This window comes from Comamonas sp. DB36 (assembly GCF_057914905.1).
In genome coordinates, this window is record NZ_CP196631.1 from 4,474,576 (window position 1) to 4,490,812 (window position 16,237).

The window sequence follows — 16,237 nt, forward strand, 5'->3', positions numbered from 1 at the left end:
GGGGGAACGGCCTGCCCTCGAAAAATCGCCTCGCCTTATTTCCCCCAGCGCAGCACCAGCGGATCGAGCCGGCGCGCGATGTCGAGCAGCTGGCGGCGCACTTCGGGGTGCATTGCGGGCCAGGGGTGGCGCGGCGCGTCGCAGGCGATCACGCCGCCGGCCTGCATCAGCGCCTTGGCGGCCAGAAAGCCCGCCTGGCGGTTCTCGTGGTTGATCAGCGGCAGCCAGCGCTGGTATTCGTTGAACGCCAGGTCCTTGTCGCCGTTGCGGAAGGCTTCGATGATGGGACGTATGCCGTCGGCGAAACCGCCGCCGGTCATCGAGCCGGTCGCGCCGGCTTCGAGGTCGGCCAGCAGCGTGATCGCCTCCTCGCCGTCCCACGGCCCTTCGATGGCTTCGCCGCCCAGCGCAATCAGCTCGCGCAATTTGCCGGCCGCGCCTGCGGTCTCCATCTTGAAGTAGCGCACCTGCTCGATTTCCTGCGCCATGCGCGCGAGCAACGCCGGTGGCAGCGCCGTGCCCGCCGCGGGTGCGTCCTGGACCATGATGGGAATGTCGATGGCATCGGACACGCCCGCGTAGAAGCGCTGGATCTGCGCGTCGCTGAAGCGGAAGGTCGCGCCGTGGTACGGCGGCATGACCATCACCATCGCCGCGCCCATGTCCTGGGCGCGCCGGCTGCGCGCCGCGCAGATCGCGGTGCTGGTGTGGGTGGTGGTGACGATCACCGGCACGCGGCCGGCCACATGTTCGAGCGCCAGCCGGGTGAGCGTTTCGCGCTCGTCGTCGCCCAGCAGGAACTGCTCGGAGAAGTTGGCCAGGATGCACAGGCCGTCGACGCCCGAGTCGATCATGAAGTCGATGCAGCGCTTCTGGCTGGCCAGATCAAGCGTGCCGTCTTCGTGGAAGGTCGTGGGCACGACCGGGAAGATGCCGCGGTAGCGGGGATTGGAAAGTCCGGGCATGGCGGGCTCCTTATTCGATGATGTCGAACTGGTCGAGGTATTCGGTCTTGAGCGTCAGGCCCAGGCCGGGGACGTCGTCGCGCAGCTGCAGGAAGCCGTTGTCGGCAATCGGCTCGCCGTCGAAGATGTACCAGAACAGCTCGTTGCCGACCTCGACGTCGAAGATCGGGAAGTACTCGGCCATGGGCGAGGCCAGCGTGCTCATCGTCAGGTGGTAGTTGTGCATCTGGCCGGCATGCGGAACCACCGGCACGGAATAGGCTTCGCACAGCGCGTTGATCTTGTGCGCGGCCGTGATGCCGCCCACGCGGTTGGTGTCGTACTGCACCACGCTCACGGCCTTCCTGTCGAGCAGCTGCTTGAAGCCGTAGAGGCTGAACTCATGCTCGCCGCCCGAGATAGGAATGATGTTCATCGCGTTGAGTTCGGCGTAGCCGTCGATGTCGTCGGCAATCACCGGCTCCTCCAGCCAGCGCGGCTCGTATTTCGCGAGCTTGGGCAGCATGCGCTTGGCGTATTCGAGGTTCCAGCCCATGTAGCACTCGAGCATCAGATCGTTGTCGTAGCCGATCACTTCACGTATCGCTTCGACCGACTTGAGGTTTTCCTTGACGCCATGCTGCAGGTGGGCCGGGCCGTAGCCGAAGCGCATCTTGAACGCCGTGAAGCCCTGGTCCATGAACTTCTGCGCCTCGTCCTGCATTTCCTTGAGGTCGCCGCGGTACAGCTTGGAGTAGTAGCAGGGAATCTTCTCCTTGGTGCGCCCGCCCAGCAGCTTGAACACCGGCTTGCCCACGCTCTTGCCCAGGATGTCCCAGATCGCGAGATCGACGGCCGAGATCGCGGCCATGGTCACGCCCTTGCGGCCCCAGGCGTGCGTGGCGCGGTACATGCGCTGCCACAGGTACTCGTAGTCCCAGGGGTCCTGGCCCACGACCAGGGGCGTGAGGTACTGGTCGATGATGGCCTTGGCAATTGCCGGCGCCAGCGCCACGTTGCCTATGCCGACAATGCCGTCATCGGTCTCGATCTCGACCACGGTCCACGAATGGAAGCGGAAGGTGCTCATGCTCTCGGTGTTGGAGTACACCAGGTCCATGGCGTTGGAGCAGAAGTTGCCTTGCGGCGGAACGGTCTTGCCCTTCCATTGGAAAACCCGGGCGCGTACGGACTTGATCTTCATAAAGACCTCTTGAAAAATGAAATGAAACGGGCCGCAGCCCGAGGAATCAGGCGCTGACCGCTGCCCGCGTTGCCATGCGCGCCGCACCCATGCGGCTGGCAATCAGCAAGGCCTGCCAGGTGGCCTCGACGCTGGCGCGCCCCTGGCCCGCGATGTCGTAGGCCGTGCCGTGCGCCGGCGTGGTGATGGGAATCGGCAGGCCGCCCTGCACCGTCACGCCGCGCGAGAAGCCCAGCAGCTTGATCGCGATCTGGCCCTGGTCGTGGTACATGGTGACGATGGCCTGGTACTCGCCCGCCTGGGCCTTGAGAAAGATGGTGTCGGCCGGAAACGGGCCGTGGAACGGCGCCTCGCTTGGCCAGTCGCGTGCCTGCAGCGCGCGCACCGCGGGGGCGATGATGTCGATCTCCTCGCGCCCGCAGGTGCCGCCGTCGCCGTTGTGCGGGTTGAAGCCGGCAATCGCCACCTTGGGCGCGGCCATGCCGCTGGCGCGCAGCGCGTTGTAGAGCAGCTCGGCGGCCTGGGCAATGCGCTGCTCGCTCAGGTAGCTGGCCACGTCCTTGAGCGGCACATGCGAAGAGATGCGCGAAGTCCAGAGATTGCCCAGCGTGTTGAACTCGCAGAAGTAGCCCTGCACGCCCAGGTACTCGGCAAAGTGGTGCAGTTCGTCCTCGTGGCGCAGTCCGCCAAGTTTCATGGCCTGCTTGTTGAGCGGCGCAAAGCAGATGGCGTCAATGGCGCCGGCCAGCGCCGCGTTCATGCACTGGTCGAGCACCTGCAGCACCGAACGCCCGCCCGCCGCGCCCACCTGACCGGTCTGCACATGGGCCGATGCAATGCTGTTGACGGCGACAAAGGCCGGCAGCCGCGTATCGGCGCGTTCGCGCACCTGCGCCAGGCCGGCCAGCGGCGCCGTCGCCACCTGCACGCCGGCGATGCGCTGGCCCTGCTCCCAGAGCCAGGGGTCGCCTACCAGCACCAGGTTGGCCTGCTGCGTGGCTTCGGGTTTGGCCAGCAGCCGGGCGATCAGCTCGGCGCCTATGCCGGCGGGGTCGCCCAGGGTCAGGGCAACGACGGGAAGGGATGCGGTAGCCATGGCTCAGTCCAGTTTGATGTCGTTCTTGCGGATGATCTCGCCAAAGCGCTGGTACTCGGCGAGGTGGAAGGCGCCGAAGTCGGGCTGGCTCATGGGGCGCAGTTCGGCGCCCACGGCTTCCAGACGGCTCTTGGTTTCGGGCATGGCGATCACCTTGTTGACTTCGTCATGCACCTTCTGCTGCACGGCCTTGGGCGTGGCGGCCGGCATGTAGATGCCGTACCAGGCGCTGATCGCCACGCTGGGCAGGCCGGCTTCGGCCATGGTCGGCACCTGGGGCAGCTGCGGGTTGCGCTGGGGCGAGGTCACGGCCAGCGCGCGCAGCTTGCCGGCCTTGATCTGGCCTATCACCGAAGGCATGGTGTCGAAGCTCATCTGCACCTGGCCGCTGACCAGGTCGACCAGCGCGCCCGCGCTGCCCTTGTAGGGCACATGGGTGATCGCGATGCCGGCCGCGTCCTTGAACACTTCGGCGGCGATATGCTGGGTGCTGCCCGTGCCGCTGCTGGCGAAGTTGATCTGGCCCGGCTGCTTCTTGGCCAGTGCCACGAGTTCGGCCACCGTGTTCACCGGCACCGAATTGCCCACCACCAGCACATTGGGCACCGAGCCAACAAAGGCGACGGGCACCAGGTCCTTGTTGTTGTCGTAGCCCAGCTTGAGCAGATGGGGCGCGATCGCGTGCGCCGTGACCACGCCCATCACCATGGTGTGGCCGTCGGTCGACTTGGCGGTCACGTCGACGGCCATGGTGTTGGAGACGCCGGGGCGGTTTTCCACCAGCACCGGCTGCTTGAGCAGCGGCGCGAGCCGGTCGGCAACGGCGCGTGCCATCGCGTCCGTGCCACCGCCGGGCGCCGAGCCCACGAGCATGCGCACCGGCCGCGTCGGCCAGTTCGCCGGGTCCTGCGCCTGGACGGCCGCGGGCAGCAGACATGTGGCCCCGAGCGCGGCGGCGGTCAGCAGATGACGTCTTTGCATCTTTGTCTCCATTTTTATAGTGGTAGCTGCATCGTAGGCAAGGTATTGATAGCCGTATATTCAATGTTTTTGATAGATTGATAACCTGAGGAAATCAGCAAACAGGAAGCGGGCCATGGGATCCATAGACAAACGCGACAGCACGCCGCAGCTGCTCAACCGCCTGCGCATGCGCCAGATCGCGCTGATGCTGGCCATAGAGGAGCGCCAGACACTGCGCGCCGCGGCCACGCAGCTGGGCCTGAGCCAGCCCGCGGCAACCAAGATGCTGCACGAACTCGAGGACGCGCTGGGCCAGCCGCTGTTCGAGCGCGTGGGCCGGCAATTGCGGCGCAATGCCGCGGGCGACCGGGTGTTCGACTATTTCCGCGCCATGCGCGGCAGCATGGAAGCGCTCAACCGCGAACTCGGCGAGCTGCGCCAGGGCAGCGCCGGCCGGCTGGTCGTGGGCAGCATCATGGCGGCCTCACCCGGGCGCCTGACGCGCGCGCTGCTCGACCTCAAGCAGCAGCTGCCGCTGCTGGAAATCGAAGTCGCGGTCGACACCAGCGACCGGCTGCTCGCACAGCTGCACGAAGGCGTGCTTGAAGTCGTGGTCGGGCGCCTGGCGGCGGCCTCGGCCGGCGAGTGCATCTTCCGGCCGATAGACGATGAAAGCCTGGCCTTCATCGTGCGCAACGAGCACCCGCTGCTGGCCCTGCCCAAGGCCCGCTTCGCCGACCTGCAGCACTACGGCTGGGTGCTGCAGCCGCCGGGCAGCCCGATGCGCGCGCTGATCGAGCAGGAGTTTCGCGAACATTGCACGCCGCTGCCGCGCGGGCTGATAGAGACCGGCTCGATTCTCACCACCATCAATCTGGTGCGCAGCTCGGACATGCTGGGCGTGATTCCGCAAACAGTGGGCGCGCTCAACGACGCCTACGGCATGTTGCGCATCGTGCCCTACACGCTGCGCCACAAGCTCGAGTCCTATGGCAGCCTGGTGCGCCGCGACCGGCCGCTGAGCCGACCCGCCGAGCTGTTCCTCGAACTGCTGCACCGCGACTAGCCAGCGCACAGCCGCTGACGCTCAGGCCTGCTGCGCCAGCGGTCGGTCGCGCTTGCCCAGCCGCAACGCGAGCCACAGTCCGATCAAGGAGGCCGCGCCCGTCACCACCCAGGTCAGCTGCCAGCCGCCCGCCTGGGCCGCGACCCAGGCGACCAGCGGCGGGCCCAGGAACTGGCCCGTGGCCGAGCATTGCTGCACCCAGCCCATGGTGGTCGACACCGTCTGCGCGTTGGGCGCCAGGCGCACCACCAGCGAGAACAGCGTGCCCGGCACCATGCCGCCGGCGGCCGAGAACAGCAGCACCGCCGCATAGCGCAGCAGCGGCGCCTCGCCCAGCAGCGGGCTGAAGGTCAGCAACGCCGTCAGCGCCATGCAGCCGAAGCCCGCGAACAGCAGGCGCTGCGCATGCGGGCCGCGCAGCAGCACCCGGCCGGCGGCGACATTGCCGATGATGTTCATCGCGCAGACCAGCGCCGTCAGCGCGCCCGCGGCAACCGCGCTCACGCCGGCCTGGGAATAGACCGACGGCAGGAAGCCGACCACGGCCAGCCACTGGCTGGAATACATGGCAAACGCCAGCGCCACCAGCCAGGGGCCGGGGCTGGCAAGCGTCAGGCGCAGGCGCTGCACCCAGGGCTGGGCGGCGGCCGCCGACGGCGCCACAGGGGCCGCCCCGGCAAGGGCCGCCCCGGCATCCGGCACGCCCAGCACCAGCCAGAGCGCCATCGCCGCCGACAGCGCGCCCAGCAGCCCCCACCAGGCCTGCCAGCCCCAGGCCGCCATGAACAGCGGCCCGCACAGCAGCGCCAGCGCCGCGCCGGCCGGCATGTAGGCGCCCCACAGGCCGAGAAACGACGGCAGCTGGCGCGCGGGCACCAGCTGGCGTATCAGGCTGGGCGCAGCCAGCACCACCAGCAGAAAGCCCAGGCCTTCGACGCCGCGCAGCACCAGCAGATCGACGGGCGCGCGCGCCCAGATGCCCGCGAGGCTTGCGGCGCACAGCGTGAGCTGGCCGATCAGCATGCTGCGGCGCAGCCCCAGGCCGTCGACCGCCACGCCCAGCAGCACGCCCAGCAGCATGCCCGCGAGCTGCACCATGGACAGCAGGAAGCCGGCCTCGACCAGCGTCAGGCCCAGCGCCTGCTGCAGCACCGGAATTGCCGGCGGAATCTTGCCGATGTGCAGCGCCGCGGTGACGCCGGCCAGAATGACGGCAATCGCCGCGGAAGTGGAACGGGCTGGCATCTGCGGTTCAATCCAGCGCCTGCTGCTGGGCCAGCGCCCACAGCGCTTCGGCCTTGTCCGACATCACCGCGCGCTGGCGGTACATGCGTATTTCCACCGGAATGTTCAGCGCCTGGGCGCCCGCGCCCACCAGCGCGCCGCTGGCCAGCTCGGCCTCGATCAGCGACTGCGGCAGCCAGGCGATGCCGCGGCCCTCGAGCGCCATGGTATTGAGCAGCACCGCGTGGTGGGCGGTGAAGACTTCCTGCAGTTCGGCCTGCGTGTTCCTGCGCCCCGCCCTGGCCATGTTGGGCCGCAGCTGGGCGCGCATGATGCGGCCCAGGCCCGAGTCCTCGCCGTAGGCCAGCATGGGCACGGGCGGCGCATTGCCGATCGCGTGCAAGGCCTTGCCGCGCGTGCCGTCGGGATGCGGCACGGACACCGGCAGCAGCGTTTCGCTGCCCAGCCGCAGCATCGGGTACTCCTGCTCGTCGAGCCGTCCCGGCACGTCCTTGTGGCCATGGCACAGAACGAACTGCACGCGCCGCTGGAACATCAGGAATTCGCAGCTGCGCGAGCTGTCCGACATGGTCTGCAGCGCGCCTATGTGCAGCCGCGACTCTATGCCCGTGAGCCAGCGCGGAAAGAAAGTCAGCGACAGCGAGTGCGTGGCCGCGAAGCGCAGCGTCGACTCCTCCTGGTCATGCGCGGCCCTGGCCTTGATGCGCGCCGCCTCGAGGTCGCCGAGCACGCCTTCGAGCAGCGGCAGGAATCGCTGGCCCGCGGCCGTGAGCGTGGCCGGGTGCGCGCTGCGGTCAAACAGATCGACGCCCACCCATTCCTCCAGCCCGCGGATGTGGCGGCTGAACGCCGGCTGGGCAATGGCGCGGGCCTCGGCGGCGCGCGAGAAATTGCCGCTTTCGGCGAGGGCCATGAAGTCTTCGAGCCACTCGAAGTCTAGGTTGCGATTGCCTGGTCCCATGCGCTGCGCCCGGTGTCTTCCACGAAGTGGATAGTTGTATGCGTTTCTAGTATTGGCGCCGTTTTGCGCTCTGGGAAATGATCACTCCGCAGACCCACAAAGCCAACGCCAGGAGACTATACATGCCATCCATCGCCAACTACAAAGGGATCATTCCCGCCATTTCCTGCCCCTTCACGCCCGACCACCGCATCGATGAACCGGCGCTGCGCAAGCTCGCCTCCTGGCTTGCCGGCCACGACGGCGTGGTGGCGATCATGACCAACGGCCACACCGGCGAAGTGTTCTCGCTGACCCCGGCAGAACGCGCCGAAGTCACGCGCATCGTCGCCGACGAACTCAAGGGCCGCATGCCCGTGATCTCGTCCATCGTCTGCGAAGGCCTGGCCGAAGCCGCCGAACATGCGCGCGCCGCCCAGGCCGCGGGCGCCGTGGCGCTCGACGTGATGCCGCCCCACCACTGGCTGCGCTTCGGCTTCACGCCAGGCCACGCGCTGCAGTACTTCGAAGCCATCCACAAAGCCGCGCCCGAGCTGGACCTGGTGTGCCATGTCTACCCCGCCTGGACCCGCGCCTCATACTCGTCCGAGCTGCTGGCCCAGCTCGCCAAGCTGCCCTACCTGCAGGCGTTCAAGGTGGGCCAGCGCGACATGAACAAATATGCGCGCGACATCCAGGCAATCCGCGAAGCCGATCCGACCAAGGCCATATTGACATGCCACGACGAATACCTGCTGGCCTCCATGGTCCAGGGCGTGGACGGCGCGCTGGTCGGCTTTGCGACCTTCATTCCCCAGCTGATCATCGACCTGTGGAACGCCGTCAAGGCCGGCGACCTGAAGAAGGCAATGGAAGTGCAGGCCATCATCACCCCGCTCAAGGACGCGGTCTACGGCGGCGGCGAGCCCACGGGCGAGGCCCATGCGCGCATGAAGGGCGGCATGTATCTGGCCGGCGTGATCGACGCCGCCACCGTGCGCCCGCCCACCGAAGCGCCCAATGAAAAGGAAACCGCCGCCCTGCGCGCCGCCGTGCAGCAGGCCGGGCTGCTCAAGCGCTGAAAGCGATTTCGCTTGCCGTGGCGCATTGCGACGCCACGGCCATGGACTTCCTAAGAGCGGCTAACACAGCCCTTGAGGCGTCGTTGCGTTGCCTTGCCGTGCTCATTGCACTGTCTGCGGCAACGCGCCTAGCCTCAACCGCAAATCTTAGATTTGCTGGGCTGTGTTAGCCGCTCATAAAACAACGACAGGAGACAAGACATGCAACGCAAGAATTTCATCCAGTGCGCCCTAGGCGCGATCACCCTGGCCATCGCCGGCGTCGCCTCGGCCCAGGCCTACCCCGCCAAGGCCGTCAAGGTCGTGATCCCGTTTCCACCGGGAGGCACGCTGGACGTGATCGGCCGCCAGCTCGCGCAAAAGCTCACCGAACAGACCGGCCAGTCGTTCATCGTGGAGAACCGCCCCGGCGGCAACGGCGTGATCGGCGGCGATGTGGTGTCCAAGGCGCCGGCCGACGGCTACACGCTGCTGTTCAACGCCTCGACCTTCACCACCGCGCCCATGACCATGAAGTCCGTGCCCTATGTGGTGAACCGCGACTTCGCTCCCGTGGCCCTGGTCGCCAAGGCGCCGTTGTCGGTGGCGGTGAACAAGAACCTGCCGATCAGCGACATCAAGTCGCTGATCGCCTATGCGCAGACCCACCCCGGCAAGATGACGTTTGCCGTGGGCTCGATAGGCTCGGCCGGCCATCTGTCGACCGAACTGCTCAAGCGCGCCGGCAATCTCAACTATCTGATCGTTCCCTACAAGGGCACGGCGCCGGCGTTCCAGGACCTGATAGGCGGCCAGATCGACGGCTTCATCGATCCCATCCTGGGCTCGCTGCAGTACCACAAGAGCGGCATGCTGCGCGTGGTGGCCGTGACCTCGGCCGAGCGCGCGACCAGCCTGCCCGATGTGCCCACCGTGGGCGAGACCATTCCCGGCTACGAGTTCTACAGCTGGTACGGCCTCTGGGGCCCGGCCAAGCTGCCGGCTGAAGTCATCAAGAAGCTCAACACCGAAGTCAACAAGGCGCTGGCCGGCGACATGAAGGACAAGCTCAAGGAGCTGGGCATTCTGGTCACCACCGGCACGGCCGAGGACTTCGTCAAATTCCAGAAGCAGGACATGGAACGCTCGCAGAAGATCGTCACCGAGGGGAACATCCGTGTCGAATGAGACCAGCCCCCGTCACGCCGTCGTCACCGGCAGCAGCGGCGGCATAGGCCAGGCGATTGCCGAGGACCTGCTGGCCGCGGGCTGGCGCGTCACGGGCGTCGATCTGGCGGCGCCGGCAATCACGCACGCCGCGTTCACGCACCGGCCGCTCGATCTGACCGATGGCGCGCAGACCGACGCGCTGGCCGCGGGTCTCCAGAACATCGATGCACTGGTGCATGCGGCCGGCGTGCTGCGCGTCGCGCCGCTGGGCCGGCTCGATGCCGCCGCGGGCGCGCTGATGTGGCAGCTGCATGTCGATGCCGGCTCGCGCCTGGCCGACGCGCTGGTGCCGGCCATGGCCGAACGCGGCTTCGGCCGCGTGGTCTTCATCGGCAGCCGCGTGGCCCAGGGCCTGCCCGGGCGCGGCCAGTACGCGGCCACCAAAGCGGCCGTGATCGCGCTGGCGCGCAGTTGGGCCGTCGAAGTCGCGCCGCGCGGCGTCACCGTCAACGTGGTCTCGCCGGGCGCGACGGCCACGCCCATGCTCAAGGACCCGGCGCGCGCCGGCAGCGCGCCGCGCATGCCGCCCATGGGCCGGCTGGTCGAGCCGCGCGAAATCGCTTCGCTGGTGGGCTATCTGCTGTCGCCCGCGGCAGCGGCCATCACCGGCCAGAACCTGAACATCTGCGGCGGCTCCTCGCTGTCGCAATAGACCCCTACCGAGAAACGCCAAATGAAAATCGTCAACATCATCGAGTCCACGCGTCCCATCAAATCGGACATCCGCAACGCCTACATCGACTTCTCCAAGATGACGCTGAGTCTCGTGGCGGTGGTGACCGATGTCATCCGCGACGGCAAGCCGGTCATAGGCTACGGCTTCAACTCCAACGGCCGCTACGGCCAGGGCGCGCTGATGCGCGAGCGCTTCATTCCGCGCGTGCTCGAAGCCGATCCCGCGACGCTGGTCGACGCCGGCGGCGAGAACCTCGACCCGCACAAGATCTGGGCCTGCATGATGACCAACGAGAAGCCCGGCGGCCACGGCGAGCGCTCGGTGGCCGTGGGCACCATCGACATGGCGATCTGGGACGCGGTCGCCAAGATCGAAGGCAAGCCGCTGTTCGAGTTGCTGGCCCAGCGCTACGGCAACGGCAAGGCCAATCCGCGCGTCTTTGTCTACGCGGCCGGCGGCTACTACTATCCCGGCAAGGGCCTGGACAAGCTCAGGCAGGAAATGGAAAGCTATCTCGAGCGCGGCTACTCGGTGGTGAAGATGAAGATAGGCGGCGCGAGCATTGCCGAAGACTGCGAACGCATAGAGTCGGTGCTCAAGATCCTGGGCCCGGGCCAGCAGCTGGCCGTCGATGCCAACGGCCGCTTCGATCTGCCGACCGCCGTCGATTACGGCAAGGCGCTGGCGCAATACCCGCTGTTCTGGTACGAGGAAGCCGGCGACCCGCTGGACTATGAACTGCAGGCCAAATTGGGCGAGGTCTACAAGGGCCCGATGGCCACGGGCGAGAACCTGTTCTCCATGCAGGACGCGCGCAACCTGATTCGCCACGGCGGCATGCACCCCGAGCGCGACTACCTGCAGTTCGACTGCGCGCTGAGCTACGGCCTGGTCGAATACCTGCGCACGCTCGACATGCTCAAGGAACACGGCTGGTCGCCCAGCCGCTGCATTCCCCATGGCGGCCACCAGATGTCGCTGGCAATTGCCGCGGGCCTGGGCCTGGGCGGCAATGAAAGCTATCCCGACCTGTTCCAGCCCTATGGCGGCTTCCCGGACGGCGTCAAGGTCGACAACGGCCATGTGACCCTGCCCGCGCTGCCGGGAATCGGCTTTGAAGGCAAGTCGGATCTGATACGGGAAATGCTGGCGCTGACGCGCTGAGCCCGGCGGCTACTTGCCTATGCAGAAGCTCGAGAAGATCACGCCGAGCAAGTCGTCGGACGTGAACTCCCCGGTGATCGCATTGAGCGCGTTCTGCCCCAGGCGCAGTTCCTCGGCCAGCAGGTCGAGATGCGGGCCGGCGGCGCGCAGCTGGGCCATGGCCTGGTCCAGATGCACTCCCACGGCCTGCAGCGCCTCGACATGGCGTGCGCGCGCCAGGTACAGGCCTTCGGGCGCCGACTGCCAGCCCGCGACTTCAAGCAGCCGGCGGCGCAGCGCGTCCAGGCCGTCGCCGGTGCGTGCCGACAGGCTCAGCCCCTCGGCTTGGGCCAGCATCTCGGCGCTGGCCGAATCGGTCTTGTTCCAGACATCGATCACCGGCACCTGGGCCGGCAGGCGTTCGGCCAGCGTCGCGCGAATGGCGTCGTCGCCCGCGCAGTAGTCGGCCTGGTCCTGGCGCGTGAGGTCGTGCAGGAACAGCACGGCGTCGGCCGCGGCAATCTCGTCCCAGGCGCGCGAAATGCCTATGCGCTCGACCGTGTCGTCGCTGTCGCGCAGGCCCGCGGTGTCGATCACATGCAGCGGCACGCCTTCGATCTGTATGGTCTGCTGCACCTTGTCGCGCGTCGTTCCCGCGATCTCGGTGACGATGGCCAGTTCCGCGCCCGCCAGCGCATTGAGCAGCGAGCTCTTGCCCGCATTGGGCTGGCCCGCGATCACCACCTTGATGCCTTCGCGCAGCAGCGCGCCCTGGTGGGCGCGCGCGAGCACACCCGACAGCGACTGCTGCAGGCGCGCTAGCTGGCCGCTGGCATCGGCCTGCTGCAGGAAGTCGATGTCCTCTTCGGGGAAGTCCAGCGTGGCTTCGACCAGCATGCGCAGGCGCACCAGCGCGTCGCGCAGCGTGTGGATCTCCTGCGAGAACGCGCCCGACAGCGAGCGGCTGGCGCTGCGCGCCGCGGCTTCGGTGCTGGCGTCTATCAGGTCGGCAATCGCCTCCGCCTGGGCCAGATCGATCTTGTCGTTGAGAAACGCGCGCTCGGTGAACTCGCCGGGCTGGGCCAGGCGCAGGCCCGGCAGCAAGGCCTGGCCCGCGCCATCGGCTTGCGCCGCGGCTTCGAGGCAGCGCGCCAGCAGCAACTGCAGCACCACGGTGCCGCCATGGGCCTGCAGTTCAAGCACGTCTTCGCCGGTATAGCTGTGCGGGCCGGGAAAGAACAGCGCCAGGCCGTGGTCTATGGGCTGGCCCTTGGCGTCGCGCAGCGGCAGGTAGGTGGCCTCGCGCGGTTTGAGGGCGCGCCCGCACAGCCGCTGCACCAGCGGCGCCAGGCCCTTGCCGGAAACCCGCACTATGCCCACGGCACCTCGACCGGGGGCTGTGGCAATGGCGGCAATGGGTTGGTCGTGGCGGGGGAGCATGGCGAGGAGTCTTTAAAAATGGAAAGGGAGCGCCCTCCCCGTTCGTCCTGAGCTTGTCGAAGGATGAACGGCCTGCGCTCCAGGGATGAGGACAGGCCGTTCATGGTTCGACAAGCTCACCACGAACGGTTAGCGCCAGTGCCAGGCATGATAACGGCACCGGAAAGCTGTGGATAACCAGTGCACAAACAACCACGGCCGCAAAAGCGGCCGTGGCGGTCAGGAGCGTAAGCCGCTCAGGGGGTCACTTGAACTTCGGCAGGTTGAACTGCGGAGGCACGCCCATGCGGGTGTTGATCAGCCATTGCTGGGCAATCGACAGAATGTTGTTCGTCAGCCAGTACATCACCAGGCCGGCGGGGAAGAAGAAGAACATCACGCTGAACATCAGCGGCATGATCCACATCATCTTGGCCTGCATCGGATCCGGCGGCGCGGGGTTGAGCGCGGTCTGCAGCAGCGAGCTCAGCGTCATCAGCACGGGCAGGATGAAGTATGGGTCGGGCGAGGACAGGTCGGTGATCCAGCCAATCCACGGTGCGTTGCGCATTTCAACGCTCGACAGCAGCACCCAGTACAGCGCAATGAACACCGGAATCTGGATGATGATGGGCAGGCAGCCGCCCATGGGGTTGACCTTCTCCTCGCGGTAGATGCGCATCATCTCCTGCTGCATCTGCTGCGGCTTGTCCTTGAGGCGCTCGCGCATCTCCATGATCTTGGGGTTGATGGCCTTCATCTTCGCCATGCTGGCGTAGGCCTTGGCGTTCAACCAGTAGAACAGGATCTTCAGCACCAGCACCAGGCCGACAATCGACCAGCCCCAGTTGCCCAGCAGGCTGTGGATCTGGTCCAGCAGCCAGTACAGCGGCTTGGCCATGATGGTCAGCCAGCCATAGTCCTTGACCAGTTCCAGGCCGGGGGCCAGGGCTTCGAGCGTCTTCTCGAGTTGCGGGCCGGCGAACAGCTTGGCCTCGACACTCTTGCTCTGGCCGGGTTCGACCGTGCCCAGGGGCGTGATCATGCCCACGGCATACAGGTTGTCGCTGACCTTGCGCGCGAAGATGTCGCGCTGGATGCCGTCGGCCAGCAGCCAGGCGCTGGCGAAGTAATGCTGGACCATGGCCACATAGCCATTGGTCGCGGTCTTCTCCCAGTCGGCCTTGCCCTTTTCGATGTCCTTGAACTCGACCTTCTGGTACTTCTTGGCTTCGGTGTAGACGGCCGGGCCGGTGAAGGTCGAGTACATGCTCGACTCGCCGGGAGGCGCATTGCCGTCACGCACCAGCTGCACATACAGCTGCGGGTTGACCGCGGCGCCGCTGGCGTTGACCACTTCATGGCGCACGCCGATGTCGTAGGCACCGCGCTTGAGCGTATAGGTCTTGACCAGCTTCACGCCGCCCACATCAGCCGACTCGAAACGGATCTGCAGCTCGTCCTGGCCGTCCTGCAAGGTGGTGGGACCGGCCACCAGCTGCATCGGCGTCTTGTGGTTGGGGAAGCTACCGCCGATCAGGCCGGACTCGGCCATGTAGACGCGGTTTGCGCTTTCATCGAACAGCACGAAGGACTTGGTCTTGTCGGCCATGTCCGCGTACTTGCGCATTTCAGCGTGCTTGAGCGTGCCACCCTGGGTGTCGAACGTCAGCGCGAGCACGTCGGTCGTGACCTGGACGTTCTCGCGGGCCGCGGCAGGCGCTGCTGCGGGCGCGCCGCCAGGAACCTGGCTGCTGTCTGTGGCGACCGGCGTGGACGAAGGCACCGTCGAGGCACCCGGGCTCACGGGGGCGGCAGGCGCGGCGACCGGAACGGTCACGGGCGCGGGGAAGAAAGTGGCCTTTTTGCCGTTGTGAACTTGCCACTTGTCCCATAGCAAGACCATGGAAAAGGCAAATATCACCCACAGGATGGTGCGGCGAATGTCGTTCATGAAGACTTCTTTGAGGAAGGTTGGGTGGTCGAAGAAGAAGGCTGGCAGCAGGCAAACAGCCGGGGCGTTTGCGATGGAACCGGATCATGACCGCCATCACACCATGGATGGCAGCGCGCCAGCCGGCGCAGGGTCAAATAGCTGCCCGCAGCCGCGCCATGCTGCCCGAGGGCATCGAGCGCATAGGCGGAACAAGTGGGCTCGAAACGACAGGCCGAGCCTATCCACGGGCTCAAGGTCAGGCGGTACAGCCGCACCAGTCCCATGAGCAGCCCGCGCATCATGGCGCAGCCTTCTCGGCTGCGGGCTTGGCCGCAGTCGTCGCTGTGGGTGGTGGCGCAGCCGACCGCGCCCCTGCCGGCGCGGACTGACGCCGCACGGCATAGGTGAAAAGCTGGTGCAGCTCGGCGCGAATCGCCTGCTTCAGCGGCTCGGATATCGCGCTGACGAACTGCTTGCGATCAAAAGTGGCGCGCAGACGCACGACATAGGCGGCGCAGGCCAGCTGCGACGCGTATTCATCGCCAAGCACATAGACCTGGCGCTGGATCGCGTGGCGGGTGACGGAGCGCTTGGCCCAGCGCTTGGGCGCCATGGCCCCGAGCCAGGAAACCGGCTCGGCTTGCGCCACGCCAAACAGGGCCTGCGGGGCTTGCACAGAAGGCAAGCCGCCGGGCCCTGAAGGAGGCGTCAAAGGCACATCCTCGTCGAGTACCAGGCGGTGCAAGGCGAAGTGCGGAGTACGGGAGACAATGCCCCCCGCCATCGCAGCTTGAAACTGCGGACGCGTTTTCAGCCGTTGCATACGTGGCACCTCCGAGGAGGAGCCCAAGGGGTGAACCGATGGGCAGGCGCCAAGAATGACCTTAGACGGCCAGACGCTTGCGGCCCTTGGCGCGACGTGCGTTGATGACGGCACGGCCGCCCTTGGTCTTCATGCGAACGAGGAAGCCGTGGGTACGGGCGCGACGTGTCTTGGAGGGTTGGTAAGTACGTTTCATGGTGTTGTTCCTTGAGGAGGTTCAGATTCGCACCGGGCCGGCAAAAAGCCGCCTTCCGGCAACACCCGCCAACCGCAAAAAACAGCCGGCCGGGCCATATCACCCTGAACACATTCAGGGAAACCCGCGATTATCTCCACATTCCTTCCATGTTGCAATGCCCTTTCACAAAGGAGGTTGGCCTTTTGTTTCAGCAAGAGTTGAGGACAACCACCGAATATTTTGTGGATAAGTCCTTGAAAAGCTACAATCGGTGCCCCGCAACTGTTCCTCTATCCACAACAAGACACTGACG

Annotated in this window: 16 protein-coding genes; 5 read left to right on the forward strand and 11 right to left on the reverse strand. The window is 66.5% G+C overall.

The window, feature by feature from the left end; all coding sequences use genetic code 11:
- Nucleotides 1–35: 35 nt before the first annotated feature.
- The 4 genes from ACSVDO_RS20920 to ACSVDO_RS20935 are packed head-to-tail and all read right to left on the reverse strand — an operon-like array spanning nt 36 to nt 4,225.
- Complete coding sequence (locus ACSVDO_RS20920; protein WP_489594420.1) at nt 36–965, reverse strand: dihydrodipicolinate synthase family protein; 930 nt, start codon at nt 963–965, stop codon at nt 36–38.
- A gap of 10 nt (nt 966–975) precedes the next feature.
- Entirely contained in the window at nt 976–2,148 is a 1,173-nt protein-coding gene (locus ACSVDO_RS20925) for an L-rhamnonate dehydratase (protein ID WP_489594422.1), read from the reverse strand.
- Between the two features lie 46 nt (nt 2,149–2,194).
- Nucleotides 2,195–3,244, reverse strand: coding sequence for a 4-hydroxythreonine-4-phosphate dehydrogenase PdxA (locus ACSVDO_RS20930; protein ID WP_489594424.1), 1,050 nt, complete (start codon nt 3,242–3,244; stop codon nt 2,195–2,197).
- A 3-nt stretch (nt 3,245–3,247) separates the two neighbouring features.
- Complete coding sequence (locus ACSVDO_RS20935) at nt 3,248–4,225, reverse strand: Bug family tripartite tricarboxylate transporter substrate binding protein (protein WP_489594426.1); 978 nt, start codon at nt 4,223–4,225, stop codon at nt 3,248–3,250.
- Between the two features lie 115 nt (nt 4,226–4,340).
- Between ACSVDO_RS20935 and ACSVDO_RS20940 the strand changes: the two genes are divergently transcribed.
- Nucleotides 4,341–5,273 (forward strand): LysR family transcriptional regulator, encoded by a 933-nt coding sequence (locus ACSVDO_RS20940; protein ID WP_489594428.1) that lies wholly within the window; start codon nt 4,341–4,343, stop codon nt 5,271–5,273.
- 21 nt (nt 5,274–5,294) lie between these two features.
- Here the strand turns inward: ACSVDO_RS20940 and ACSVDO_RS20945 are convergent, their stop codons facing one another.
- Nucleotides 5,295–6,518 carry an MFS transporter gene (locus tag ACSVDO_RS20945; protein ID WP_489594430.1) on the reverse strand — a complete coding sequence of 408 codons (1,224 nt, stop codon included), beginning with the start codon at nt 6,516–6,518 and terminating at the stop codon, nt 5,295–5,297.
- 7 nt (nt 6,519–6,525) lie between these two features.
- Entirely contained in the window at nt 6,526–7,479 is a 954-nt protein-coding gene (locus ACSVDO_RS20950; protein ID WP_489594431.1) for a LysR family transcriptional regulator, read from the reverse strand.
- 122 nt (nt 7,480–7,601) lie between these two features.
- On the opposite strand from ACSVDO_RS20950, the gene ACSVDO_RS20955 reads away from it, so the two are divergent.
- From ACSVDO_RS20955 to ACSVDO_RS20970, 4 genes are all read left to right on the forward strand, one after another.
- Nucleotides 7,602–8,540 (forward strand): dihydrodipicolinate synthase family protein, encoded by a 939-nt coding sequence (locus tag ACSVDO_RS20955; protein ID WP_489594433.1) that lies wholly within the window; start codon nt 7,602–7,604, stop codon nt 8,538–8,540.
- Nucleotides 8,541–8,741: 201 nt separating this feature from the next.
- The gene (locus ACSVDO_RS20960; RefSeq protein ID WP_489594435.1) at nt 8,742–9,707 is read left to right on the forward strand and encodes a Bug family tripartite tricarboxylate transporter substrate binding protein; all 966 of its coding nucleotides are present in this window, start codon (nt 8,742–8,744) and stop codon (nt 9,705–9,707) included.
- Nucleotides 9,697–10,401: an SDR family NAD(P)-dependent oxidoreductase gene (locus ACSVDO_RS20965; protein ID WP_489594437.1), complete on the forward strand. Its 705-nt coding sequence runs from the start codon at nt 9,697–9,699 to the stop codon at nt 10,399–10,401. The genes ACSVDO_RS20960 and ACSVDO_RS20965 overlap by 11 nt, the downstream gene beginning before the upstream one ends.
- Nucleotides 10,402–10,422: 21 nt before the next feature.
- Entirely contained in the window at nt 10,423–11,589 is a 1,167-nt protein-coding gene (locus ACSVDO_RS20970) for a mandelate racemase/muconate lactonizing enzyme family protein (RefSeq protein WP_332539815.1), read from the forward strand.
- Nucleotides 11,590–11,598: 9 nt separating this feature from the next.
- Here ACSVDO_RS20970 and mnmE read toward each other — a convergent pair whose 3' ends face one another.
- The 5 genes from mnmE to rpmH form a co-directional block, all read right to left on the reverse strand.
- The gene (mnmE, locus tag ACSVDO_RS20975) at nt 11,599–13,008 is read right to left on the reverse strand and encodes a tRNA uridine-5-carboxymethylaminomethyl(34) synthesis GTPase MnmE (RefSeq protein ID WP_489594439.1); all 1,410 of its coding nucleotides are present in this window, start codon (nt 13,006–13,008) and stop codon (nt 11,599–11,601) included.
- 244 nt (nt 13,009–13,252) lie between these two features.
- Nucleotides 13,253–14,941, reverse strand: coding sequence for a membrane protein insertase YidC (yidC, locus tag ACSVDO_RS20980; protein WP_489594441.1), 1,689 nt, complete (start codon nt 14,939–14,941; stop codon nt 13,253–13,255).
- Nucleotides 14,938–15,225 carry a membrane protein insertion efficiency factor YidD gene (gene yidD, locus ACSVDO_RS20985; RefSeq protein ID WP_213293546.1) on the reverse strand — a complete coding sequence of 96 codons (288 nt, stop codon included), beginning with the start codon at nt 15,223–15,225 and terminating at the stop codon, nt 14,938–14,940. The genes yidC and yidD overlap by 4 nt, the downstream gene beginning before the upstream one ends.
- Complete coding sequence (locus ACSVDO_RS20990) at nt 15,222–15,746, reverse strand: ribonuclease P protein component (protein ID WP_332539967.1); 525 nt, start codon at nt 15,744–15,746, stop codon at nt 15,222–15,224. Before ACSVDO_RS20990 ends, yidD begins: the two co-directional genes overlap by 4 nt.
- A 61-nt stretch (nt 15,747–15,807) precedes the next feature.
- On the reverse strand, nt 15,808–15,942 hold the full coding sequence (rpmH, locus tag ACSVDO_RS20995) for a 50S ribosomal protein L34 (RefSeq protein WP_012207856.1): 135 nt from the start codon (nt 15,940–15,942) through the stop codon (nt 15,808–15,810).
- Nucleotides 15,943–16,237 lie beyond the last annotated feature (295 nt).